The sequence below is a fragment of the Agrobacterium tumefaciens genome (assembly GCF_017726655.1).
Lineage (GTDB): Bacteria > Pseudomonadota > Alphaproteobacteria > Rhizobiales > Rhizobiaceae > Agrobacterium > Agrobacterium tumefaciens_B.
This window is the reverse complement of record NZ_CP072308.1, coordinates 2,212,469-2,237,158: the sequence shown is the minus strand read 5'-3', so window position 1 is coordinate 2,237,158 and position 24,690 is coordinate 2,212,469. Positions and strand designations below refer to the sequence as shown.

The 24,690-nt window shown below is 60.0% G+C and carries 11 protein-coding genes and 1 pseudogene; 3 read left to right on the top strand and 9 right to left on the bottom strand.

All coding sequences use genetic code 11. The annotated features are described in order from the left end of the window. Position 1 precedes the first annotated feature (1 nt). The 3 genes from AT6N2_RS10990 to AT6N2_RS10980 form a co-directional block, all read right to left on the bottom strand. On the bottom strand, positions 2-808 hold the full coding sequence (locus AT6N2_RS10990; protein ID WP_209086726.1) for a DeoR/GlpR family DNA-binding transcription regulator: 807 nt from the start codon (positions 806-808) through the stop codon (positions 2-4). 130 nt (positions 809-938) lie between these two features. Next, complete coding sequence (gene pyc / locus AT6N2_RS10985; protein WP_209086719.1) at positions 939-4,400, bottom strand: pyruvate carboxylase; 3,462 nt, start codon at positions 4,398-4,400, stop codon at positions 939-941. A 105-nt stretch (positions 4,401-4,505) separates the two neighbouring features. Beyond that, positions 4,506-5,243, bottom strand: coding sequence for a helix-turn-helix transcriptional regulator (locus AT6N2_RS10980; protein WP_209086717.1), 738 nt, complete (start codon positions 5,241-5,243; stop codon positions 4,506-4,508). 332 nt (positions 5,244-5,575) lie between these two features. Between AT6N2_RS10980 and AT6N2_RS10975 the strand changes: the two genes are divergently transcribed. Then, positions 5,576-7,342, top strand: a complete 1,767-nt coding sequence (locus AT6N2_RS10975) for a glucan ABC transporter ATP-binding protein/ permease (RefSeq protein WP_209086715.1) — start codon at positions 5,576-5,578, stop codon at positions 7,340-7,342. Between the two features lie 659 nt (positions 7,343-8,001). Here AT6N2_RS10975 and AT6N2_RS10970 read toward each other — a convergent pair. Then, positions 8,002-16,497 (bottom strand): GH36-type glycosyl hydrolase domain-containing protein, encoded by an 8,496-nt coding sequence (locus AT6N2_RS10970; protein WP_209086706.1) that lies wholly within the window; start codon positions 16,495-16,497, stop codon positions 8,002-8,004. A 510-nt stretch (positions 16,498-17,007) separates the two neighbouring features. On the opposite strand from AT6N2_RS10970, the gene AT6N2_RS10965 reads away from it, so the two are divergent. Next, entirely contained in the window at positions 17,008-18,189 is a 1,182-nt protein-coding gene (locus AT6N2_RS10965; protein WP_209086704.1) for a M20 aminoacylase family protein, read from the top strand. A gap of 62 nt (positions 18,190-18,251) precedes the next feature. Here the strand turns inward: AT6N2_RS10965 and AT6N2_RS10960 are convergent, their stop codons facing one another. Further along, complete coding sequence (locus AT6N2_RS10960; protein ID WP_077225180.1) at positions 18,252-18,395, bottom strand: hypothetical protein; 144 nt, start codon at positions 18,393-18,395, stop codon at positions 18,252-18,254. A 226-nt stretch (positions 18,396-18,621) separates the two neighbouring features. Between AT6N2_RS10960 and AT6N2_RS10955 the strand changes: the two genes are divergently transcribed. After that, positions 18,622-19,725 carry an NAD(P)/FAD-dependent oxidoreductase gene (locus tag AT6N2_RS10955; RefSeq protein ID WP_209086702.1) on the top strand — a complete coding sequence of 368 codons (1,104 nt, stop codon included), beginning with the start codon at positions 18,622-18,624 and terminating at the stop codon, positions 19,723-19,725. A gap of 12 nt (positions 19,726-19,737) precedes the next feature. Here AT6N2_RS10955 and AT6N2_RS10950 read toward each other — a convergent pair whose 3' ends face one another. From AT6N2_RS10950 to denD, 4 genes and pseudogenes are all read right to left on the bottom strand, one after another. Beyond that, positions 19,738-20,712, bottom strand: a complete 975-nt coding sequence (locus AT6N2_RS10950) for a threonine ammonia-lyase (RefSeq protein WP_209086694.1) — start codon at positions 20,710-20,712, stop codon at positions 19,738-19,740. Positions 20,713-20,832: 120 nt separating this feature from the next. Continuing rightward, on the bottom strand, positions 20,833-22,614 hold the full coding sequence (locus AT6N2_RS10945) for an IlvD/Edd family dehydratase (RefSeq protein ID WP_209086692.1): 1,782 nt from the start codon (positions 22,612-22,614) through the stop codon (positions 20,833-20,835). 9 nt (positions 22,615-22,623) lie between these two features. Next, complete coding sequence (locus tag AT6N2_RS10940) at positions 22,624-23,526, bottom strand: NAD(P)-dependent oxidoreductase (RefSeq protein WP_209086690.1); 903 nt, start codon at positions 23,524-23,526, stop codon at positions 22,624-22,626. Then, positions 23,523-24,508 (bottom strand): annotated as a pseudogene (gene denD / locus AT6N2_RS10935) (D-erythronate dehydrogenase). Before denD ends, AT6N2_RS10940 begins: the two are co-directional and overlap by 4 nt. Positions 24,509-24,690 lie beyond the last annotated feature (182 nt).

Sequence of the window (24,690 nt, the reverse complement as noted above, 5' to 3'; positions counted from 1 at the left end):
ACTATCCTTTAGACTTGACCAGTGGAAATCGCACAGCGTCACTCGCGCCGCAATCAACCTCGACGCCTTTTGCACGCAGCGCCTCGACCATGGCGCGGTCGGCATCCTGTTCGAGCACGAGGCTAAGAGGCGGGGAAAAATCATGCACGTGAAAAGCAGCCTTATGGCCGAGCTTTTCCGTGGTAATCGCGGCGACGATCCGCTGGCTGGCGCTGCAGGCAAGCCGCTTGAACACCGCGTCCTCGAAAACATCCGCCGAAAGCCCGGTCTCGGCAGCAGCGCCGCAGACACCGAGAACACACAGATCCGGCCGCATCAACTCCAGCTGCCGCAATGCCATGGCGTCGATTGCAGCACCAACGGCCGCATCGACCTTGCCGCCAATCAGCACGAGATCAATATCGGCACGCCCCGTCAGTTCGGCAGCGATGGCCGGGGTATTCGTCACCACGGTCAGGTTGAGACCGGCCGGGATCGCGCGGGCAATGGCAAGATTGGTGGAACCCGCATCGATGAAGACGACCTTCCCCGGCTCAAGCAGCGGCAGCACGGACCGCGCCAACAGCGCCTTCCGGTCCTCATCCTCGGCAATCCGTGTCTTCAACGGAACCGTCTTGTTATCCGAGAGCAAGGCTCCACCGTAAACCCGAAGGCATTCCCCGCGCGCTGCCATTTCGCGCAGATCGCGGCGCACGGTATCTTCGGAAACGCCGAAGTTTTGCGCCAGATCCTGCGCGAGAACGCGGCCGCTTTGCCGCAACTGCTCGAGGATAAGCGCCTGCCGCTCACTGACAAAATGGTCGCTCATGAAAACTCATGCATAAACGGGAACAAACGTGTAAGAACATGCATAAACAAGTTTCTGCCGTAGCGCAATAAAAAAACGCCCGCCGAGAAGGCGGGCGTCTACGAGTCTGTTGCCGGGAGGAGTTACGCCGTTATTCGGCGTAAGCGATCAACAAGTCCTTCGCGTCGATCTGGTCGCCTGGTCGTACCAAGACTTCGGCGATCTTGCCGTCGCGTTCGGCATGCAGCGCGGTTTCCATCTTCATGGCCTCGATAGAAAGCAGCACGTCGCCGGCCTTGACCTCCTGACCCTGGTTGACGAAGACCCTGCTGATGACACCCGGCATTGGCGCGCCAACATGCGACGCGCTTCCCGGTTCGGCCTTGCGGCGCGCGGCAGAGCCGGAAGCGCCATGGGCGCGATCCGGCACCTTGATGCGGCGCGGCTGGCCGTTGATCTCGAAAAACACCGTGACCATGCCCTTGTCATCCGTGCCGGACGAGGCTTGATTGACGATAACAAGCGTCTTGCCGCGTTCAATATCGGCAAACAGCTCTTCACCATCCTCCATGCCGTAGAAATAGGCATGGGTAGGCAGAACGGAGACAGGGCCGTAGGTTTCTGCTGCCAGAGCGAAGTCGGTGAAGACCTTCGGATACATCAGGTAGGATGCAAACTCGAAGTCGTCGACCTTGCGCTCCAGTTTTGTCTCGATTGCCTTCCGCTCCGCATCCAGGTCGGCGTCGGGCAAAAGCGAGCCAGGACGAACCGTATAGGGCTCGTCACCCTTCAACGCCTTTTTCTGCAGGGCCGCCGGCCATCCGCCGGGCGACTGTCCGAGATCGCCCTTCAGCATCGACACGACAGAGTCCGGGAAGGACACTTCACGGTCGGGATTTTCGACATCCGCGACCGTCAGGTCCTGGCTCACCATCATCAGCGCCATGTCACCGACGACCTTGGAGGACGGCGTCACCTTGACGATATCACCAAACATCCTGTTCGCATCCGCATAGGCCTGTGCCACCTCGTGCCAGCGGCTTTCGAGGCCCAGCGAACGCGCCTGTTCCTTGAGGTTGGTGAACTGGCCGCCCGGCATTTCATGCAGATAGACTTCCGAGGCCGGTCCCTTGAGATCGCTCTCGAAGGCGGCATATTGATTGCGCACGGCCTCCCAATAGAAGGAAATGCGGCGGATCCACTCGGGATCAAGGCCGGTATCGCGTTCCGATCCTGCGAGCGCCTCCACGATCGAGCCAAGGCATGGCTGCGACGTATTGCCGGAGAAGGCGTCCATGGCCGCATCGACGGCGTCGACACCGGCATCCACGGCGGCAAGAACCGTCGCCGCCGAAATACCCGACGTATCGTGGGTGTGGAAATGGATGGGCAGGCCCGTTTCTTCGCGCAGCGCCTTGAACAGGACTTTCGCCGCGGCCGGCTTCAACAGGCCAGCCATATCCTTGACGGCGATGATATGCGCGCCGGCCTGCTCCAGCTCCTTAGCAAGACTGGTATAATATTTCAGGTCATATTTCGGGCGGGCCGAGTTCAGTATATCGCCCGTGTAGCAGATAGTCGCCTCGCAGAGCTTGTTCTCTTCGGCAATGGCATCCATTGAAACCCGCATATTCTCCACCCAGTTCAGGCAGTCGAACACGCGGAAGAGATCGACCCCGCCCTTGGCGGCCTGCCGGACGAAGTATTTTACGACATTGTCGGGGTAATTTTTGTAACCGACGCCATTCGCGCCCCGCAGCAACATTTGCAGCAGCAGGTTCGGCGCGCCTTCGCGAATGAGTGCGAGACGCTCCCAGGGATCTTCCGTCAGGAAGCGCATGGAAACGTCGAAGGTCGCACCTCCCCAGCACTCCAGCGACAAAAGCTGCGGCAGGGCCTTGGCGTAAACGCTGGCGACGCGGGCAATGTCATGGGTGCGAACGCGGGTAGCGAGAAGCGACTGATGGCCATCACGCATGGTCGTATCGGTGATCAGAACGCGCTTTTCATTGCGCATCCACTCCGCAAAGCCCTTCGGGCCGAGCTTGTCCAGCAGCTGCTTGGTGCCATCTGGCGTCGGCGCATCAATGTAAGGCACGATAGGCTTTGCGGCCTTTTCGGGCGGTCTGGCGCGACCCTTGGTTTCCGGGTGACCATTGACGGTCACATCGGCCAGATAGGTGAGAAGCTTGGTGGCGCGGTCCTGACGCTTCACCTGCGCGAATAGCTCCGGCGTCGAGTCGATGAAACGCGTCGTATAGGTGTTGTTGCGGAAGCTGTCGTGACCGATGATGGCTTCCAGGAAGGTAAGGTTGGTCGCCACGCCGCGGATGCGGAACTCGCGCAGCGCGCGGTCCATGCGGCTGATCGCTTCATCCGGCTGCGGCGCCCAGGCCGTCACTTTCACCAGCAGCGGATCATAATAGCGGGTGATGACGGCGCCCGTGTAGGAAGTGCCGCCGTCCAGACGGATGCCGAAGCCCGAGGCGGAACGATAGGCGGTGATACGGCCGTAATCGGGAATGAAGTTGTGTTCGGGGTCTTCCGTCGTGATACGGCACTGCAGCGCATGGCCGTTGAGGCGGATGTCTTCCTGGCGCGGAACGCCCGATTCCGCCGTGCCGATGGCGGCACCTTCAAGAATGTGAATCTGCGCCTTGACGATATCGATGCCGGTGACGACTTCGGTGACCGTGTGCTCCACCTGGATGCGTGGGTTCACCTCGATGAAGTAGAACTTGCCGGTATCGGCATCCATCAGATATTCGACTGTGCCAGCGCCGATATAGTTGGTGGCACCCGCAATCTTCAGGGAGTAGGACGCAAGTTCCTGCCGCTGCGCTTCGGTAAGATAAGGCGCGGGCGCACGTTCGACGACCTTCTGGTTACGGCGCTGAATGGAACAGTCGCGTTCAAAAAGATGCACCACATTGCCATGTGTATCGCCAAGAATCTGGCTTTCCACGTGGCGCGCGCGCTCGACCAGCTTTTCCAGATAGACCTCGTCCTTGCCGAAGGCGGCCTTTGCTTCGCGCTTGGCTTCCGTCACCTCGCGGGCAAGGTCTTCTCGTCTGCGGATGGCGCGCATGCCGCGACCGCCACCGCCCCATGAGGCTTTGAGCATCACGGGATAGCCGATTTCCTCGGCCATGCGCTCCACTTCCGCCATATCATCAGGCAGCGGATCGGTTGCGGGAACGACGGGAACATCGACCGAAATCGCCAGGTTGCGGGCAGCCACCTTGTTGCCGAGCTGGCGCATGGTGTCCGCCGTCGGTCCGATGAAGGTGATGCCGGCCTTGTTGCAGGCCTCCACGAATTCCGGGCTTTCCGACAGAAGGCCGTAGCCGGGATGGATCGCATCGGCTCCCGAGAGCTTGGCGACACGGATAACCTCCTCGATCGAAAGATAGCTCTCGATCGGCCCCATATCCTTGGCAAGATGCGGGCCGCGGCCAACCTGATAGGATTCATCCGCCTTGAAGCGGTGCAAGGAAAGCTTGTCCTCTTCCGCCCAGATCGCAACGGTTTTAATTCCAAGCTCATTGGCAGCCCGGAAAACGCGGATGGCAATTTCGGAACGGTTGGCAACAAGTATTTTCGATATCTTCAAGACGGTCTCCCCACACGCCAAAACAATATTCTGCTGCACTGCGGAATTAAGCAGCAAAACCCCGTCTTGGAAAGGGCAATTCCGGCGAGAATTGTTCTGTTTGCGTTAACTCAGCAGACCATGGCGAAAAGCAAGTGCCACCGTGTGCTGCCTGTTCTTGGCGCAGAAGCGTCGCTGGATTCCGTTTATATACCAGTCGACCGTATGATTGGAGATCGACAACTGACGGCCGATCTCCGTCGAGGTCATGCCATCAGCCATCAGTGCCAGCACTTCCATTTCGCGTCGCGTCAGTTCCAGCGCCGAAACCTCCGGTGCGTTGCTGAAACCCTCGCCTTGCCCGGAAAGATCGAGCAGCCGCCAGAAGACGGCACGCGTGGCGGAATCGAGTAGCTCCACCTGCAGGGAAGACAATTGCCGATCTTCTCCGCCAATGAACACCGCACCGATGAATCCCGCACGCCCATGCACCGGGAAAGCATAACCTCCCTGCAGGCCGTAACGGCTGGCATCGTGCAGGAAAACGCTTGCCCTTTTGCGATGCATTGCCCGCGGCAGCCCATCCAGCGCGTCCTTCCACTGGAACGGCTTGTGGACCATGCCGATTACCTTGCGGACGGGATCGACGAGATTGTACTTCTTGGCCCTGTAAACCTCCAGCCAGCCCTCCGGCAAATGCTGCGCAAGAACCTGACCGGTCGAGGCGAGCTCGCCCGTCATCCGTTTGCTGACCAGAAAATAGTCGAAGCCATAGTCTCGAATGAGCGACGAAAATTCGGAGCGGACGCGGTCGGCGCTTCCTGCCTGGTAACACGCAGAGATGAAGTGAAGAATATCTTGCATAAAGACACAGAGTCCGGACTAGGCTTGATGGGATGACACGGAGGACGTAGTCCCGCGATGACGTCATGTTACTCGGGCGCCGGTCGGCAAAAATTGAACATACCGTTGTTAGCAATCCCTAAAACGATAATGCGAAATCTTGTGACGGCACCGTGTTGAAAACTTCGGCTGCAGGCGGCGAACAACAGCGAGCGTGATCTGTTAAGCCGCCATTCAGACTGAAAGAGCGATAATTACACAAAATTCGCCGGACCATGCAACATTGCTAAAGTAGCTTTGTTCTGATCCGAACACCAAACCGCTTGTAAAGACGCTCAGACTGGATTGAAAATTTGACCCTGTTTCAGGTTTACACGCGCGCCCTGCGCTATCTGACCGTTCATAAATGGCGTGTGGCTGTTGTCGTCATCGCCAACGTCATTCTTGCAGCGATCACCATCGCCGAACCCGTTCTGTTCGGCCGTATCATCGACGCCATCTCTTCCGGCTCCAACGTCACGTCCATCCTTATCCTCTGGGCGGGTTTTGGCGTCTTCAACACCGTGGCCTATGTCGCGGTTGCCCGCGAGGCGGACAGGCTTGCCCATGGCAGGCGGGCGTCGCTCCTGACGGAAGCCTTCGGCCGCATTATTTCGATGCCGCTTTCCTGGCATCATCAGCGTGGCACGTCCAATGCGCTGCATACCCTGCTGCGCGCAAGCGAAACGCTCTTCGGCCTCTGGCTCGAATTCATGCGCACGCACCTTGCGACCTTCGTTGCGCTGGTTCTACTCGTGCCGACCGCCATGTCCATGGACCTGCGCCTCAGCTTCGTGCTGATCGGCCTCGGCATCGTCTACTGGTTCATCGGCAAGTGGGTGATGAGCCGCACCAAGGACGGCCAGGCCTCCGTGGAAGAACACTATCACAGCGTTTTTGCCCATGTCAGCGATTCCATCAGCAACGTTTCGGTCCTGCACAGCTACAACCGTATCGAGGCGGAAACGAAGGCTCTGAAATCCTTCACGGAAAAGCTGCTGAGCGCTCAATATCCGGTACTCGACTGGTGGGCATTCGCCAGTGCGCTGAACCGCACGGCCTCCACTGTTTCGATGATGATCATCCTCGTCATCGGCACGGTGCTGGTAAAGAATGGCGAAATCCGCGTCGGTGACGTGATCGCCTTCATCGGTTTCGCCAATCTGCTGATCGGCCGTCTCGACCAGATGCGCCAGTTCGTGACGCAGATCTTCGAGGCACGTGCCAAGCTTGAGGACTTCTTCGTTCTGGAAGATTCCGTGAAAGAACGCGAAGAACCCGGCGATGCCCGCGAATTGTCGAATGTCTCCGGTACGGTCGAGTTCCGCAACGTCAATTTCGGTTTCGCCAATACCAAACAGGGCGTTCACGACGTGTCGTTTACGGCGAAGGCCGGCGAAACGATTGCGATCGTTGGGCCGACCGGTGCGGGTAAGACCACGCTCATCAACCTGTTGCAGCGCGTTTATGATCCGGATTCCGGCCAGATCCTGATCGACGGTACCGATATTTCAACGGTGACGAAAAACTCACTGCGCAATTCCATCGCGACCGTCTTCCAGGATGCCGGCCTGCTGAACCGCTCGATCCGTGAAAACATTCGCCTCGGCCGGGAGACCGCCACCGATGCGGAAGTGGTGGAGGCGGCAGCAGCGGCAGCAGCGACGGACTTCATCGACAGCCGCATCAACGGCTACCTGACGCAGGTCGGCGAGCGCGGCAACCGTCTGTCAGGCGGCGAGCGCCAGCGTATCGCCATCGCCCGCGCCATCCTCAAGAACGCGCCTATCCTTGTTCTGGACGAAGCAACCAGTGCGCTGGACGTTGAAACCGAAGCCCGCGTGAAAGCCGCTGTCGACGCGCTGAGAAAGAACCGCACGACATTCATCATCGCTCACCGGCTTTCCACGGTGCGTGATGCCGACCTCGTGCTGTTCCTCGATCAGGGCCGGGTCATCGAAAAGGGTACCTTCGATGAACTCAGCCAGCGCGGTGGACGTTTCACATCGCTGCTGCGCACCAGCGGCCTGCTGACGGAAGACGAAGCCCAGCAAAACCGACCGAAGGCGATAGCCTCCTGAGGATGGACCAGGGCGAAAGCGGGGGCGGACAGCAATGTCCGCCCTTTTTTATTCCCGCTTTATCTACCAGACGCATCGCTGCCTGCGGTCAAGGAGCACCAGTCAGCAAATTCGATAGCCAAAAGTCGGTCTGGCCAATGGGAAGCAGATTTCCCGAAAGCCGACGAAACGGCAGCGAGATAAAGTGTGCAATTCGAACAAGGATGCCCAGCGCGCGCCTGCCAACACGACAAGGCCAGCAAAGAATGGGCGAAAATGTAAGCAGCTCGGCTTCTGCGAATGACGTGTTTGAAGGACAACGATCGCTTTCTTTCGATCTTTCGAAGATGTCACCACCCCGCGGACGCGGACGCGGACGTCAAGACGGCTTTGCAAAATGGCTCACGCAGGTCCGCTTCGCCCACAAAACGGGTGAGGCCAGGACGCACTCGCGAGGACCCTGCTTGTGAAAGGGGAGCGTGAATATCGTGACCTCGCCATGCAGCTCACTGATCTTGGCTCACGTCCTGCTTAGCGGGGCCTTCCAGCTCTAAAGTTAAGGAGGCCGCGCTGGACCTGTTATCCGGCCACGCCCTGAAGCTGACCGGGAGGGCACCACAAAAAAGGGCCCCTGCATCCCGCAGAGGCCCAGCATTAAGCGCGGACATGCCCTTGTCGCATCAGTCGAACGGGATCACCCTGTCACCGGCCGCCAAATCTTTTCCATCGACGGACACGGTAATGTCCTCCGAGCCAGTCTTGCGTGTAACGGCAATATTTCTTGTCTTACCGTCAAGCGTGACCTTTATCGAGAAACCATCCCAGTCGGCTGGCAGAGACGGCGTGACATGCAGGTTGCCGTCGGTGCGGGTAACGCCGAGAATACCCTCGACCGCTGCGCGATAGAGCCAACCGGCCGAACCCGTATACCAACTCCAACCGCCACGGCCCGCATAAGCGCCCTCGCCATAAACATCTGCGGTCACCACATAGGGCTCGACCCGATAGGTTTCCGATGAGGCCGCATCGAGCGCGTGATTGACCGGGTTCAGAAGCTTGAAGCAGTTCCAGGCCTCCTGCGCCCTGCCCTGTTTGGCGAGCGCAAGCACCACCCAGGTGGCTGCATGGGTATATTGCCCGCCGTTTTCGCGCACGCCCGGCGGATATCCCTTGATATAACCGGGATCATGCGGTGCACGTGAGAAGGCTGGCGTGAAGAGGCGGATAATGCCGGTCTCTTCATCGACAAGATGCTCCATGACGGCGTCCATCGCCTGGCGGGATCGCCCCTCTTCGCCTTCGCCGGACAAAACGCTCCAACTCTGGCCGAGGGAATCGATCCGGCATTCTTCGCTACTGGCTGAGCCAAGCGGCGTGCCGTCATCAAAATAGCCGCGGCGATAATAGCTGCCATCCCAACCCGCTGTTTCCAGCGCATTGCGCAGCTTTTCCCGATGCGATGCCCACTTGCCGACACGGTCGCTATCCCCGCGCTTTTCCGCAATCTCGATGAAATCGCGCAATGCCCCGGCCAGGAACCAGCCAAGCCAGACACTGGTGCCCTTGCCACCGACGCCCACCCGGTTCATCCCGTCGTTCCAGTCACCGCCAAGGATCAGCGGCAGACCGTTTTCCCCCGTCCGGTGAATGGCGAGATCAAGCGCAAGCGCAGCATGTTCGTACAGCGTCGCGGATTTGGCGCTGGTTTCCGGCTGGAAGAAGGCATCGTGCTGGCCAGGCATCAGCGCAGGCCCTTTCAGGAAGGGAATGCTTTCATCGAGGATGGCAACATCGCCGGTCGCGGAAACATACTGGTTGATCGCATAGGCGAGCCAGACAACGTCGTCCGAAATCGTCGTACGAACGCCCGCGCCCGTCAGCGGCAGCCACCAATGCTGGACGTCACCCTCCGGGAACTGCCGGCCAGCCGCACGCAGGATCTGCTTGCGGGCGAGATCCGGCTGGTACAGCAGGAACGCCAGCGTGTCCTGCAACTGGTCGCGGAAGCCAAAGGCACCGCTCGACTGATAGAAGGCCGTGCGGGCCAGGATACGGCAGGCGAGCGCCTGATATGGCAGCCAGCTATTGACCATGTGGTTGAAGCCTGCGTCCGGTGTGGACACGTGCAACTGCCCGGTAAAGCCCGTCCAGAACGCCTTGTTCTCTTCGAGCACCGCCTGGAAGTCCGCCTGGCGAACGTCCTTCACCAGCGCTTCGGCTTCCCCTGCAGTATCGGCATCGCCGAGAATGAAGGTCATATGCCGTTCTTCGCCGGGCTTCAGGTGGATCTCCTGCATCAACACTGCACAGGGGTCACCGTCGACTTCGGTGCTACCGCTCAGCGCCGCTCCCGACACGATACCCTGCGGAGCCTGTGCGGAGCCGAAGCGGCCGATGAATTCCCGGCGGCTGGTCGTGAAACCGCTCGCCTCGCTGTCCAGCGTGAGGAACGCCGTGCGATCGCTATAATCGATGCTGTAGGGGTTCGATGCAAAGATCGCATTGCTGCCGGCGTCGTGCCTGCTGAGGATGAACGGCGCAGATTTCTGACCGTTGGTTCCCAGCACCCATTCCACGTAAGCATACACTTTCAGGCGGCGGCTTTTCGAGCCCTTGTTGCGAACGATGACCTGCGAGAACTTGACCGGCTTCTCCCGGTCAACCGTTTGAGTCAGTTCCACCTCCAGCGTATCGGCCGTTCCAGTTAACACCGAGTAGCCGAGGCCATGACGGGTTTCGAACAGAGCTTCCGGATCGCGCGAGAGCGCGGCGCAGGGCGTATAGAGCTTTCCCGTCTCCACGTCAGCGACGTAGAAAGCCTCACCGGGCCGGTTGATGACCGGATCGTTGCTCCATGGCGTCAGCTGATAATCGCGGGAATTGCGGCTCCAGCTGAAACCGGCGCCTTCTGCCGAAATATGGAAACCGAAGTTCTCGTTCGAGATGACATTGATCCATGGGTGTGGCGTGGACTGGCCACCATGCAGGCGCACGACATATTCCCGGCCGTCTCTGGAAAAGCCGCCGAAACCGTTCCAGAAATCGAGATCATCAGCATCTTCGACCGGCTCCGCAACCGGGAAGGCCGGCATAGGGAGACGCGCCTGCGCAACATCGCCGGTGCCGTCAGGACCGCGATGCGCCGCAAACAGCGACACGGCACGGTTGATCTGGTCAACGATCTTGCCATTGCGAACGTGCAGCACGACGCGGGACGCGGCAAGAAGCGCGTTCCACGTCTCTTCGTCCATCAGGTCGCGGCGGACCGAGAAGACGTGCGGGCGACCGCCATCGGCAGGATTGATGCGGCGCTGCGCCTCGGAAATATGATCCAGAGCGTGCTGCATGTCCTGTGCGTAGGATGCAGCCCGCTCATTGACGATAACGAGATCGAAGATCACGCCACGCGACCGCAGATACTCGTGAGCACTCAGCGCCTCACGGGCAATATCCATATCCATGTCGTCATTGATGCGCAGGCTGAAGATCGGGAAATCGCCGGAGATGGCAAGCGGCCACAGCGCGCGCTGCGAGGCCAAGCCCGTCTTCAGCGTTTCCGAATCCGCCCGCAGGTGCATGTCGGGATAGGTCAGATAACGGCCGAGATGCTGGAAGGCGGCCGCCTGCTGCGAGGTGACGCCCACATGGCGCATCTGCACCTGTGTGCGCGTCCAGGCATGAACGAGTTCATGGGCGAAGGCATCCGGATGACGGTAACGGTCAATCGCCTTATCGACTTCCTCACGGCTCGGGGCGGCGATCGTCCAGAAGATCACGCTAACCTTCTTGCCAGCCGGCACGCGTACGGTGCGGCGGAGCGAGAGAATGGGATCGAGCGTGAACCCGTCCGTGCTGGAGAGCGTCGCGCCGGCATCGAATGCCGCCGCTTCACGCAACGAGCGTCCGCGGCCAATGAATTTGGCACGGTCGGTCTCGAATTCAGTCGGCCGCGACGGGCCGGCATTATCGGCGGCCAGATGCGCGATCACGGTACCCGGTTCGTTCGGGCTGCGACGGTTACGCCAGGCGCGGATGACATCGCCGCGACGTCCAATTTCCGTCTGGACGAACATCCGAGAGAAGAGCGGATGGGCATTGTCATCGTCTTCAGACGCGATGACCGGCTCCATGTAGGAGGTCACTTCAATGTAGCGATCCTCAGAGCCCACGTTCAGAAGGGTGATCCGGCGCCCCTCGGCATCGTGTTCGGTTGCGACGATGCATTCGACGACGCTCTGCAGGTCGCCGATGGTCTTGTGAAACTCGGCCTTGTCGTCGGTGAAGACGGTCTTGGTCTTTTCACCTTCGGCCACGCGTGGTTCAGCCGTCGCACTCCACCATTGTCCGTTCGTTGTGTCGCGCAGGAAGATAAACGTTCCCCAGCGATCTTCTGTCGGATCGGCCTTCCAGCGGGAAATCGCCTGTCCGTTCCATTTCGAGTAACCTGCACCTGTCGCGGTGAGCATGGTGGAATAATGGCCGTTCGAAAGGAACACCACCTCGCGGTCACGCACGGCGGGGTCGGCAATGGTGCGTACTTCGGCGCGCAGCAGATCCGCCTGTTCCTTGCCGGGGGTTTCCGGCTCGTATTTGGCGCTCATAACGGGCACTTCGCGTGGCGCCTTTTCCTGCAGCAGCAACTCGGCCGCCTCGATCACCGGATCGGAGTGGAAGAGTTCACGCAGCATTCCATCGAAGGCAACGTTGGCGACAGCCGCAATCGACATGCCGTGGTGGTGGGCATAATAATTGTAAACCACCGCGCAGACCTTACCGTCCGGAACGCGTGTCGGCGTGAAATCCACCGCATCGTGGAAACCGTACTGACCAAGTGCGCCAAGTTTGCGCAGCTTTTCGAGGTTTTCCAGCGCGCCATCAGGATCGTACTGGCTGGCCAGAATCGAGGCATAGGGGGCGATGACCGCGTTTTGGCCAAGCCCACGCTTCAGGCCAAGGGTCGGCACACCGAAGTTGGTGTACTGGTAGTTCATGTTGTGATCGCGGGCGTTGAACGCTGCTTCGGAAATGCCCCATGGCGTGCCGAGACGGCGGCCATGGTTCATCTGTTCCTTGACGATCAAATTGTTGGTCTGGTTGAGAATGCCGCCCTGACGCTCCTGCATGACGAGCGGCGGCATCAGATATTCGAACATCGAGCCAGACCAGGACACCAGCGCGCCTTGCGCACCGATCGGCACGACCTGACGGCCGAGACGATACCAGTGCTCTGTCGGCAGGTCGCCCTTGGCAATGGCGAACAAGCTGGTCAGGCGGCATTCCGACGCCAGAAGATCGTAGCAGGCCTCATCCAGCTCCTTGCTCTCGACGCGGTAGCCAATTGACAGAAGTCGGCGATCCTTCCGGTAAAGGAAGGTGAAATCCATCGAGAAGGCGAGATCGCGGCTGCGGTCGCGTAGCGACGCAAGACGCTGGCGCAGCGGCTCCATGTTGGTGAGGTCGATGGCGCTGTCGGAAATATGCGCCTCACAGCATTCCACCAGCAATTGCGCCCAGCGCGTCACTTCCGCACTTTGCGTCGAATTTACCTCGTGGTCCACATTGGTGGCGAGCTTCTGGATGTCGCGCGCCAGCACGGCGAGATTGATGACGCGGATCGAGGCGAATTCATGCTCCCGCTTGACGGAAGCCAGCGCATTGGAAAAGCCGATGATACGTTCTTCGAGACGCCGGTGCAGCGGACGCAGGGTCTTGCGGTTGTCGGGCAGGGCGTTCAGCGTTTCGCGCAGGATGCCGGCAACATCGCCAATGCCATCCAGATTGCCCTGCAGATGCGCGGAAGGCGCTTCCGCCCAGTCACGGCAGGCGGACGACACCGCAATCAGGTGGCCGGCAAGGTTGCCGCTATCCACCGCCGAAACATAGCGCGGTCCAAGCGTCTGCAACGTGTCTGTGTGATACCAGTTGTAGAGATGGCCACGATATTTTTCCATCTTCTCGACGGTCTGGATCGTGTTTTCGATCCGCTCCAGCGTATCGGCAAAGCTGATCCAGCCGAACTGGCGCGCCGAAATGACGGACAGAAGATACACGCCGATATTGGTGGGCGAGGTGCGCGAAGCGACGATCGGCTCCGGCGTTTCCTGGAAATTGTCAGGCGGCAGATGGTTTTCCTGCGGCGTTACGAAAGTCTCGTAATAGCGCCATGTGCGGCGGGCAATCTTGCGCAACTCAAAGGAGACGTGCTCGGAAACGAACAGCCGGTCCTCGGTCTCCGCCGACTGGCTGACATACCAGGCAACGGCCGGTGACAGGACCCACAGGACTGTGAAGGGAATACCGATCAGGAAGGCATTGTCGCCCGGCAGCGCTGCAAACAGCAGGCCGAGCATCGCGACCACAGGGGCATGCCACATCTGGCGATAGTAGTCGATGATGCTTCCCTGCGCGCTGGACTGCATGCTGGCGGCCGTGCGCCACTCCAGCATCAGCTTATGGCTGACAAGCAGACGGTAAAGCGAACGGGCAATAGCGTCCGTCATCATGCAGGCGGCATCGGCAATGAAGACGATACGCAGCGCAACCTGTGCATTGGTCGCCCTGATTTCCGACCAGATGGTGTGGAAATGCGCCTGCGGAACGATATCGGTCGAACGCGGCACGAGGCCGGAGAGCAGCGAGAGCGTCGGTGCTACGAACAACGAGAAGATCAGCAGGATCTGCCAGATCAGCGCACCCAGCGGGTCCATGAAATACCAGCCGAGGATCGACGCGAAGAACCAGGCGATCGGCGTGAGAGAGCGACGCAGATTGTCGACCATCTTCCACCGACCGATCGCAGTCACGCCACGGGCGCTGTCCAGAATAAAGGGCAGAAGCTGCCAGTCGCCACGCGCCCAGCGATGCTGGCGCGACACTTCGACTTCGTAGCGGGTCGGGAAGTCCTCGACCAACTCCACATCGGTCACCAGCGCGCAACGTGCAAAGGAGCCTTCGAGCAGGTCGTGGCTGAGGATCGCGTTTTCTTCGATACGGCCCTTCAGAGCCGCTTCGAACGCATCCACATCGTAAAGACCCTTGCCGGTGAAGGTGCCTTCCGAGGTGAGATCCTGGTAAACGTCAGAAACCGTGAAGACGTAAGGATCGATACCACGGTTGATCGAGAAGACACGCTGAAAGACGGACGCGTCCTTGCCTGTTGTGAGCGACGGCGTGACGCGAGGCTGCAGCAGGCCGTAACCTTCGACGACACGGCCCGATACCGGATCGATCTTCGGGCGGTTGATCGGGTGGTGCATCTTGCCCACAAGCTTCGTCACCGCATCGCGCATCAGGCGCGTATCGGCGTCCAGCGTCATGACATATTTGACACCTTCCGGCACGATGTTCGCGCCGCTGAGGAACGTCGTGTCCTTGTCGCCGCGCAACAGCATGTTCAGCTCGTGCAGCTTGCCGCGCTTGCGCTCCCAGCCCATCCAGCAGCCTTCCGCCGGATTGTAGATGCGGCGACGGTGCAGCAGGTAAAAACGGGTCTTGCCGTCAAAGGCGTAGCGGCTGTTCAGCGTCGCAAGCTCGCGCTTGGCATAGTCGAGGATCTCGATATCGTCGTCTGACTGCTCGTACTGAGCATCGCGCCAGTCGCTCACCAGCGAGAAGTAAATCTCCCCATGCGGATTGGCGAGATAATGCACCTCGATATTGCGCATCATCTCATCGACGCTGTCGCGGCTGGTCAGCATGCACGGCACGGCGACGAGCGTGCGGGCATCCTCGGGAATGCCGCTCTTGAACTCGTACCCGACCAGGCGGAAGGGTTTGACGAAGAAGGTGACGAGTGTGTTGAAAAGGCCGGTCGCACCTTCCGATGCCGGTAGGGCAAACATCAGCAGGAAAGCGGCAACGACATACCAGGGCATTCCGGCATTGGCCAGGAACCAGCCGACGGCAAGCATGGCAAGGGCGGTAATCAGCAGCACAGGCGCCGCGATTGCCAGCCAGTTGAACTTGCGCATGGCGCGGACGATGTGCTGCGACACCAGCGGCCGATAGGCCAAGGCCTTTTCAAGCTCGAAGCGGCGTTGGCCGACGAGCACAGAACCGACGTTGACGCGATGGTTGTCGTCGGCGCCTTCAGGCGTATCCGCCCGCGCCATCTCAACGGCAGCGCGCGCCACCTCGACTTCGCTCTTGGGGGAGCGGCGGGCCAGAAGCTCGATGGTGTTGCGGTAGGTGTTGCGCGAACCGAAATCGAGAACCTCGTAGTCGGTCTCCTCGCGCAGGACCTTGTCGATATGGCTGACTTCCTCGAACCAGACCGACCACTCTGTATCGTCGATTTCGCGCAAGCTCTTGACGATATTGCCCATCGTCACATTGCCGGATGCCAGACGGTTATGTTCCGACATCATGACGTTTTCAGCATCGGTGCCAGCGGCATGCAGACGCTCTTCGAGCCACGCGACAGCGAAGCCAGAGGTCTGCGAACCGTTGCGGAGACGATAGAGGAACTGCGTCGCGAAAGTCGGATCATCGACCAGCGAATCGACCTGTTTCAGAAGTGCCGCCGAAGCTTCGGCATCGTTCAGCCGGATGATCTCATCCACCACCTCATTCGCCTTTTGGCGCATGCGGCGCGAACGTTCGACGCGGATCGAGATACGGCGAAGATTTTCGATGAGGACGAACCGGATGATGGAGGGCAGCGCCCACAACTCGCCGATCTGAAGCGTCTTCGATGTCTGGTAGCCATCAACCAGAGCCGTCATGTTTTCGCGCGACACCGTGCTGTGGGTATGGGCGACATAGAGCCAGCCGAGCGCCATGACCCGCGGAATCGTCACCCCGCCCACTGTCATTGTCGGCAGCTGACGATAGAATTTGCGCGGAAAATCGCGGCGCACTTCCTGGATCGCTTCTTCGATGACGTAATGGTTGTCCAGCAGCCACTCCGCCGCCGGCGTAATCGTCGCCCCGTTCTCCGCGTCGACGGCCGTGGTCCGATAGACCCGCAGGATTTCCTTCTCGTTTTCACGATGTCGCTCGAAGAAATCGAACGCCATGAAACCGGGGAGGCTGTCTGCGCCATCGCGCGACAGCGCGGCACCGGCATCATGCAGTTCCTCGATCGTCATGTAGGACGCGCGGATCGAATCGTTATGATCGATCTGCTTCGTCTCGGAATCACGGGCGGCGGCGGTCGGGGTGATATGAAATGACATCGGGCTCGTATTCTGAACTTAAGGGATACTTGTTCGACTTGACCGGCATTTCGTCCGTGGAGGGAACACACACGAAACGGGCCACGCTATATTTATGACCTATCCTGAACCTTCGGTGAACCGGGCGAAACCATTTAAAGGCGGGGACAGGGCACGGATGGCTTCAGCAGAGAAGGGTGTGTGGCGCAAGATTAACGGGATCGAGTGGCCCGGCCCTGCCGTTCCCTCGGGAAGTCGCGCACGCTCATACAGCGAAGATTGTTCGCGCAAAGTCCGATATTCCCCCGCTGATGACCTGAAGGGCAACGCACGCCAAGGGGCGCGCGCTACATCCGAGGGAAGCTAATGCCCCAGACCATCAATAGTTCCATGCCACCGGTCGCGGCGGGATGCAAGCGCTGAATTTTAAGGGCTTTCGCTATGGCGAAGGGCACTTTAGAATCCTTTCACATCCTGATATGTCCAAGGGGAAACGCACTGGAAAAGGACGGCGTAGCCAGGAACTTGCAAATGACCAGACAGACCGCAAACATTGCTTCCTTCGCCAATCACATGCCCGACGTGGTTGCCATTCGCCGCCACCTTCACCGCAATCCGGAAATCGGCCTTTCGGAATTCAGGACTTCGGATTTCATCGCCGAACAGTTGGAAACAATGGGCTATGAGGTAACACGCGGTCTTGCCGGCACCGGCATTGTTGCGACGCTGCGAAACGGTGACAGCCAACGCAGGCTTGGCATACGCGCCGATATCGATGCGCTGCCGATCCACGAAGAGACGGGCGCGGACTATGCGAGCATCAATCAGGGCGTGATGCACGCCTGCGGTCACGATGGGCACACGGCCATGCTGCTGGGTGCGGCGAAGATCATCGCCGAAAGAAAGAATTTCGACGGAACGCTGCACCTCATCTTCCAGCCGGCGGAAGAAAACTTCGGCGGCGCCCGCATCATGATCGAGGACGGCCTGTTCGAGCGCTTCCCCTGCGATGCAGTGTTCGCGTTGCATAATGATCCAGGCCTGCCCTTCGGCCAGTTCGTGCTGCGCGACGGACCGATCCTTGCCGCCGTCGATGAATGCAAGATCACCGTCAAGGGTTATGGCGGCCACGGTGCCGAACCACAGGACGCGGCCGATCCAATCGTTGCCGGCGCGAGCATCATCATGGCGCTGCAGACGGTGGTATCCCGCAACATCCATCCGCAATCATCGGCGGTGATCACCGTCGGCGCGTTCCATGCGGGCGCCGCCAGCAATGTCATTCCCGAAACAGCGGAGATGCTGCTGACCATCCGCTCTTTCGATCCGGGCGTGCGTGACGAGCTGGAAAAGCGCATTCGTGCGATCGCCGAGGGCCAGGCGGCCAGCTATGGCATGAGCGTCACCGTCGATTACGAGCGCGGCTATAACGCCACCGTCAATCACAAGGCGGAAACGGATTATGTCGCCGACCTCGCCCGCCGGTTCGCGGGTGCCGAAAACGTGGCAGAGATGAAGCGCCCGTCGATGGGCGCGGAAGACTTCGCCTATATGCTGGAAAAGCGGCCCGGTTGCTATTTCTTCCTCGGCACCGCGCGCACCGAAAACGATCCGCCCCTGCACCACCCGAAGTTCGATTTCAACGACGATATCCTGCCGCTCGGAACCGCTTTCTGGGTGGAACTGGCGGAGGACTATCTAAAGTCCCGATGACATAAAAAAAGCCGGTCGGAGGAGCGACCGGCTTTCGAGCCCTGATGGCAAAATCGGGAGGATCAGGGAACGAGACCAAGAATGACGGCGGCGACGAAGGCCATGCAGACGCCAACGAGGGCCGCATGAACCGAATCTCTCCAGCTACGCGGCGACTGGGGCTGCGAGACAAAGTCTTTTACTTTTCCTGCCTTGGAATAAGACATTGTACACTCCCTTCCTGCTTGCCCATCTGAAGCGGGCATCGCTCATCTTGGATCAACAATATCTCTCTTCCCCGCCGTTTAAGGAGAGATAGAATTCTATAAGAAGCGCCTGTCGGGAAAAATAGGGGTCGCCACTTGCCTCCCAACAAGCATCAATCTACCCAACGTCAAATATTAACGCGGCGGCAGGACGTTTGTTCAAACGCAATTTGCATGGCAGGACGATATGATTGACATCGACGCCATCATCATCGGAGCGGGGGTCATTGGCCTTGCGATCGCCCGTGAACTGTCGATGCGTGGTCGTTCGGTCATCATTCTCGAAAGCGCGAATGAATTTGGCTCGGCAACCTCATCGCGCAACAGTGAGGTCATCCACGCGGGCCTTTATTACCCACCCGGCAGCCTCAAGGCGAAACTCTGTGTCGAGGGAAAAGAACGGCTTTATGATTTCTGCCGGACGCACGGCGTCGCGCATCGCCGTTGCGGTAAGCTCATCGTCGCTACAACCGATGACGAAACGCCGCTGCTTACCGCGCTGCGCGAGAAAGGCAGAGCCAATGGCTGCGACGATCTGCGACTGATCGAGGCAACGCACGCCCGTGCACTCGAACCAGCCCTTGCCTGCGTCTCCGCACTGCTGTCCCCTTCCACCGGTATCATCGACAGCCACGGCTATATGCTGGCGCTACTCGGTGAGGCGGAAGACCATGGGGCGGCACTTGCTCTCAACGCGCCGTTCGAGAGAGCGGAAGCGAGGGGCGGTCATTATCTCGTTTTCGTGGGTGGCAGGGAGCCCGCGAGCCTCACCTGCCGGCTGCTCGTCAATTCCGCCGGGCTTGTTGCGCCCATGGTGGCAAGGGCGATAGAGGGACTGCCGGCGGAGGTGATCCCGCAGGCGCGTTTTGCCAAAGGCAGCTATTTTTCGCTGGCAGGCAAATCGCCTTTTTCGCGGTTGATCTATCCCGCGCCTCACGCACACGGGCTTGGCGTGCACCTGACGCTGGACCTTGCCGGGCAGGCCCGGTTCGGGCCTGATGTGGAATGGGTCGACGCCATAGACTACGCCGTCGATGCCCGTCGCATGGAGGGTTTCGGCGATGCGATAAAGCGTTATTGGCCAGGCTTGCCGCAGGATGCTCTTGCGCCTGCCTATGCGGGCATAAGGCCGAAGATTTCCGGGCCGGACGATCCCGCCATGGACTTTCGCATCGACGGAGCGGAAACCCATGGCATGCCCGGCCTGGTCAATCTCTTCGGGATCGAGAGCCCCGGGCTGACCGCTTCGATGGCAATCGCCGCGGAAGTCGCAAGACGGCTTGAAACCTGATAGCGCCGTCAATCAGCCGAAGCGGGAGAGGGCGTCAGCCATGATCCCCGGATCAACGTTACCGCCTGACGCAACGGCAATCACCGTCTCGCTTTCCAGCTCATCGCCATGAAACAGCGCCGCCGCAAGTGCAACCGCGCCACCCGGTTCAACGACGATCTTCAGTCGGTTGAAGGCAAGAACCATTGCCCGCAGCGCCTCCTCCTCGGTGACGGCCAAGCCCTCGCCGCAATGCCTTACCATGATGGGAAAGGTGATGTTACCGGGTTGCGGCGTAACGATCGCATCGCAGATCGAACCGGATGTCGTTGCATTCCGCTCAATATTGCCTGCGGCCAGCGAACGGGCCACGTCATCAAATCGCTCCGGTTCTGCCGTTCTCACCTTGTACTTCGCGGCATTCACGGCAAGCGCAAGAGAGATGCCCGAGGTCAAGCCGCCGCCGCCGCACGGAACCAGAACCTCGGCGGCATCGATGCCGAGTTCGGCGCCCTGCTCGGCGATTTCAAGCCCGACCGTCCCCTGCCCCGCAATCACCAGTGGCTCGTCATAAGGCCTGATCAGCGTCAACCCGCGCTCGCTCGACAAGCGGTCACCAATGGCGTCACGGTCTTCATGCGCCCGGTCATAGAGCACCACCTCCGCGCCATAAGCGCGCGTATTGTCGATTTTGATCTTCGGCGCATCCGACGGCATGATGATGACGGCGGGAACGCCGTGCAGTTTCGCCGCAAGCGCCACGCCCTGCGCATGGTTGCCGGAGGAAAAGGCGATCACGCCCCTGGCGCGCTTCTCGGCCGGCAGGCCTGACACCGCCGACCACCCACCACGAAACTTGAAAGACCCGGTCCTTTGCAGGCATTCCGCCTTCACGAAAAGCTTTCGTCCGGCAATTTCGTCCAGAAAGGGTGATGTGAGCAGCGGGGTCCGCACCGCCTCGTTGCCAATGCGCTGACGCGCTGCCTCAATCATCGAAATATCTGTCATGCCCTGCCCCAGTCCGCGAATGTCGTGTGGATTCGCCGGTACATTAGGAGGTCAAAACAAATCGCGAAACCACCTCGAAAAGAAAAATCCCCGGTCTTGGCCGGGGACTTGTCATCGTCGTCAGTGATTGTGCCGGGGCATTTTCTCGGCAATCCGGCGGAAATCCGCAGCGCCTTCCAACACCGCCCCATCCGAAAGCTGCGTGACGGATCGGCGATAGATGCGTTGCCAGGGCGTCGCATCCGCAGGCACGACGGGAATGCCATCGGCCTTGCGGGCGTTGAGCTCTTCATCCGGCACCAGCGCGTTGCACTCACCCTTGTTGAAGTCAATGCGGATTACGTCACCGGTGCGCAGCCACGCCAGCCCACCGCCGGCCGCACTTTCCGGCGAGGCGTTGAGGATGGACGGGCTGTCCGCCGTTCCAGACTGCCGGCCATCGCCGATCGTGGGCAGGCTGGTGATTCCTTTTCGCAACAGGGCATCCGGCGGCTGCATGTTGACGACTTCGGCCGATCCCGGCCATCCAAGCGGCCCTGCGCCGCGAATGACGAGAATCGTGCGCTCATCAATATCAAGCGAGGGATCGTTGATGCGCGCGTGATAGTCTTCCGAACCATCGAAGACCACACATTTGCCTTCGAAAATGCCTTCGCGGCCCGGCTCGCTGAGATAACGCTGGCGAAACTCCGCCGAGATCACGCTTGTTTTCATGATGGCGAAATCGAAGAGATTTCCCTTGAGCACGAGGAAACCGGCGCGCTCCTTCAGCGGCTGGTCGTAGGGCAGGATCACATCGCGGTCGGTCGATTCACGGCCTTCCAGATTCTCCGCCACGGTTTTGCCGGTCACCGTCGGACAGTTGCCGTCGAGTTTACCAGCCTTCAGAAGCTCCCACATGATGGCAGGCGTGCCGCCGGCGCGATGATATTTCTCCCCCAGCCATTTGCCGGCCGGCTGAACGTTCGCCAGCAACGGGATGTCGTAGCCGTGGACCTGCCAGTCCTCTTCGCGCAGCTCGACGCCCGCATGTTTTGCCATGGCCGCCAGATGCGGCTGCGCATTGGTGGAACCGCCAATGGCCGAATTGACGCGGATCGTATTCAGGAAGGCTTCGCGCGTCATGATGTCAGAGGGCTTGATGTTCTCGACGACCAGTTCAACGGCACGACGGCCGGTCCGATAGGCCATCTGCCCTCGCTCGCGGTAGGCGGCAGGAATGGCGCCGCAGCCGGTGAGCGACATCCCGAGCGCTTCCGCAAGGGCGTTCATGGTGGAGGCCGTGCCCATGGTGTTGCAATGCCCTACCGAGGGCGCCGATTCGAGCGCCGCTTGCAAAAACTCCTCGCGGGTGATTTCGCCAGCGCCATACTTGCGGCGCATGCGCCAGATGACGGTGCCGGAACCCACAAGATCGCCATCATGATAGCCGTCGAGCATCGGACCACCAGATAGGACGATGGCCGGAATATCGACGGTGCTTGCCGCCATCAGCGCTGAAGGCGTGGTCTTGTCGCAACCGGTGGTCAGAACGACGCCGTCAAGCGGATAGCCATAAAGCACTTCAACCAGGCTTAAATAGGCCAGATTGCGATCGAGGGCGGCCGTTGGGCGCTTGCAGTTTTCAAACATCGGATGCGTCGGAAACTCGATCGGAATGCCGCCCGCGTCGCGGATGCCATCGCGCACCCGCTTGACAAGTTCCACATGCACCCGGTTGCAGGGCGTGAGGTCGCTGCCGCTCTGGGCGATACCGATGACAGGCTTGCCGGAGCGAAGCTCTTCCGGCGTTACGCCATAATTCATGAAGCGCTCCAGATAGAGCGCCGTCATGTCGAGGTGATCAGGGTTGTCGAACCAGTCCTGCGATCGCAGCCGGCGCATGGGTGTCTTATCGCTCATGAGATCGCTTCAGCCCCGTTCGCGGTTGTTGAGTTTTTCGAGATAAAGCAGGATGCCGCTGTGATCGATATCGGCCCCGCCGTCGCCAACGAAGTCATCGAATTCCCGCGTGACCTGCTGGGTGAGCGGAAGGTTGAGCGAGAGATCCTTCGCCGTTGCCAGAACGCCGTTCAGGTCCTTGAGCTGGAATTTGGACGGACCACCCGGCACGAAATTGCGCTTCACCATGCGCTCGCCATGGAGTTCAAGAATCCGGCTTTCGGCAAACCCACCACGAATCGCGTTGCGGAAACCTTCACGCGATGCTCCGCCGGCTTCCACCAGCATCATCGCCTCGGCAACTGCGCCAATCGTGATGGCGACGATCTGCTGGTTGGCGAGCTTGCAGAGCTGGCCGGCGCCCGAAGGACCGACATAGGTGAGCCGGCCCATCGGGGCGAAGACATCCGCAAGACCTGAGATCAACGCCTCGTCCCCACCGGCCATGATGGCGAGCGTCCCGGCCGTCGCGCCCGGCACACCACCCGAAACCGGTGCGTCGACGTGATGAATGCCGAGCGCCTGGAGACGCGACGAATGCTCCCGCGCGATCGGCGGCGCAATCGAACTGCTATCGATCACGACGGCACCCTTGGTCAGCGCGTCGGCTACCCCCGCCTCAAACAGCACCTCGCCGACGGCAGCGCCGTCGCTTAGCATGGTGATGACGATATCGGCGTTCTTCGCGGCCTCTGCCGGAGATGCGGCGACAACCGCACCGTCAGCGACAAGAGCTTCGGCCTTATCGGCGCTACGGTTCCAGACCGTCACCAAAAAGCCGGCGTTGAGCAAACGCCGCGCCATCGGCCCCCCCATCAGGCCGGTGCCGATAAAGGCGACTGACCGCTTCTTCTCCTCCCCGCTGACACTCATTTCAGGGAACCTCCCAACTCGTCTTCGATGTGAACCTGAATGATTTCTTCGAAGGAGCTTTCGGCCGTAAAGCCCAGTTCGCGGGCGCGCTTGGCTTCGAAACCGGGGCCCAACCCTCGCACATGCGCATGATCATCTCGTTCGGCTCGCGACGAATGAGGGCGACGGCCTTTTCTCCAGCGACCTTGCGCAGTGCTTCGATCTGTTCGCCAACGGTAGCACTGAGGCCCGGCATCGACAGGTTACGGCGCGGACCGACCTTTTCCACGTCGATAGTCGCACCATGGATAAGGAAACCGACGGCGGAACGGGGCGAAGCGTGCCAGTGGCGAATGCTTTCCGGCACTGGCAGAACTGCTTCCTGACCAACCAGCGGCTCGCGAAGAATGTTGGAGAAGAAGCCAGAGGCGGCCGCGTTGGGCTTGCCGGGGCGAATGCAGATGGTCGGCAGGCGGATGCCGATACCGTCGAAGAAACCGCGACGGCTGTAATCGGACAGCAGCAGCTCGCAGATCGCCTTCTGTGTGCCGTAGCTGGTGAGCGGCGTGGTATGGAATTCATCCGGGATCGGATAAGGAAGCGGCGCACCGAAGACGGCAATCGAGGAGGTAAAGACCACGCGCGGCTTGTAGCCATCCTTGCCATGGGCAAGGCGGATGGCATCGAAGAGATAACGCGTGCCGTCGAGATTGATGCGGTAGCCCTTGTCGAAATCAAGCTCGGCTTCACCTGATACGATGGCGGCAAGGTGGAAGATGACGTCCGGGCGGGCTTCGACCAGCTGTTCAGCTTCTCCCGGCGCCGACAAATCGGCCGCGCGCCCGTCAACCGCCCCGGAAAAACCAGCGGGCGCCTCAGGCTGGAACACGTCGATGAGCGTGAATTTCTCGATCGGTTTGCCGCCGAGCGCTCCGTCTTTCACGAGGCGCTGTGTCAGTTTGCGGCCAACCATGCCTGCGGCGCCGATGATTGCGATATGCATGTCTTCCTCCTCTTTGCCCCGGTCGTACTCCCGAGACCGAAAAATACCTCACCGGCCGACAGACCGATAAATTAGCTTGTAAGGTTGTCTGATAACCTTATATGCTCCGGTTGAAAATAGTATTTTTTCGCAAACCGGCAAAAGCAAGGGCACCATCAAACACAATGGTACGGCTCTCGCCA

What these genes read in the sequence shown, in the direction of transcription:
- AT6N2_RS10990 (WP_209086726.1), bottom strand. Translation starts at nt 808, where the DNA reads ATGAGCGACCATTTTGTCAGTGAGCGGCAGGCGCTTATCCTCGAGCAG.
- AT6N2_RS10980 (WP_209086717.1), bottom strand. Translation starts at nt 5,243, where the DNA reads ATGCAAGATATTCTTCACTTCATCTCTGCGTGTTACCAGGCAGGAAGC.
- AT6N2_RS10970 (WP_209086706.1), bottom strand. Translation starts at nt 16,497, where the DNA reads ATGTCATTTCATATCACCCCGACCGCCGCCGCCCGTGATTCCGAGACG.
- AT6N2_RS10965 (WP_209086704.1), top strand. Translation starts at nt 17,008, where the DNA reads ATGACCAGACAGACCGCAAACATTGCTTCCTTCGCCAATCACATGCCC.
- AT6N2_RS10960 (WP_077225180.1), bottom strand. Translation starts at nt 18,395, where the DNA reads ATGTCTTATTCCAAGGCAGGAAAAGTAAAAGACTTTGTCTCGCAGCCC.
- AT6N2_RS10955 (WP_209086702.1), top strand. Translation starts at nt 18,622, where the DNA reads ATGATTGACATCGACGCCATCATCATCGGAGCGGGGGTCATTGGCCTT.
- AT6N2_RS10950 (WP_209086694.1), bottom strand. Translation starts at nt 20,712, where the DNA reads ATGACAGATATTTCGATGATTGAGGCAGCGCGTCAGCGCATTGGCAAC.
- AT6N2_RS10945 (WP_209086692.1), bottom strand. Translation starts at nt 22,614, where the DNA reads ATGAGCGATAAGACACCCATGCGCCGGCTGCGATCGCAGGACTGGTTC.
- AT6N2_RS10940 (WP_209086690.1), bottom strand. Translation starts at nt 23,526, where the DNA reads ATGAGTGTCAGCGGGGAGGAGAAGAAGCGGTCAGTCGCCTTTATCGGC.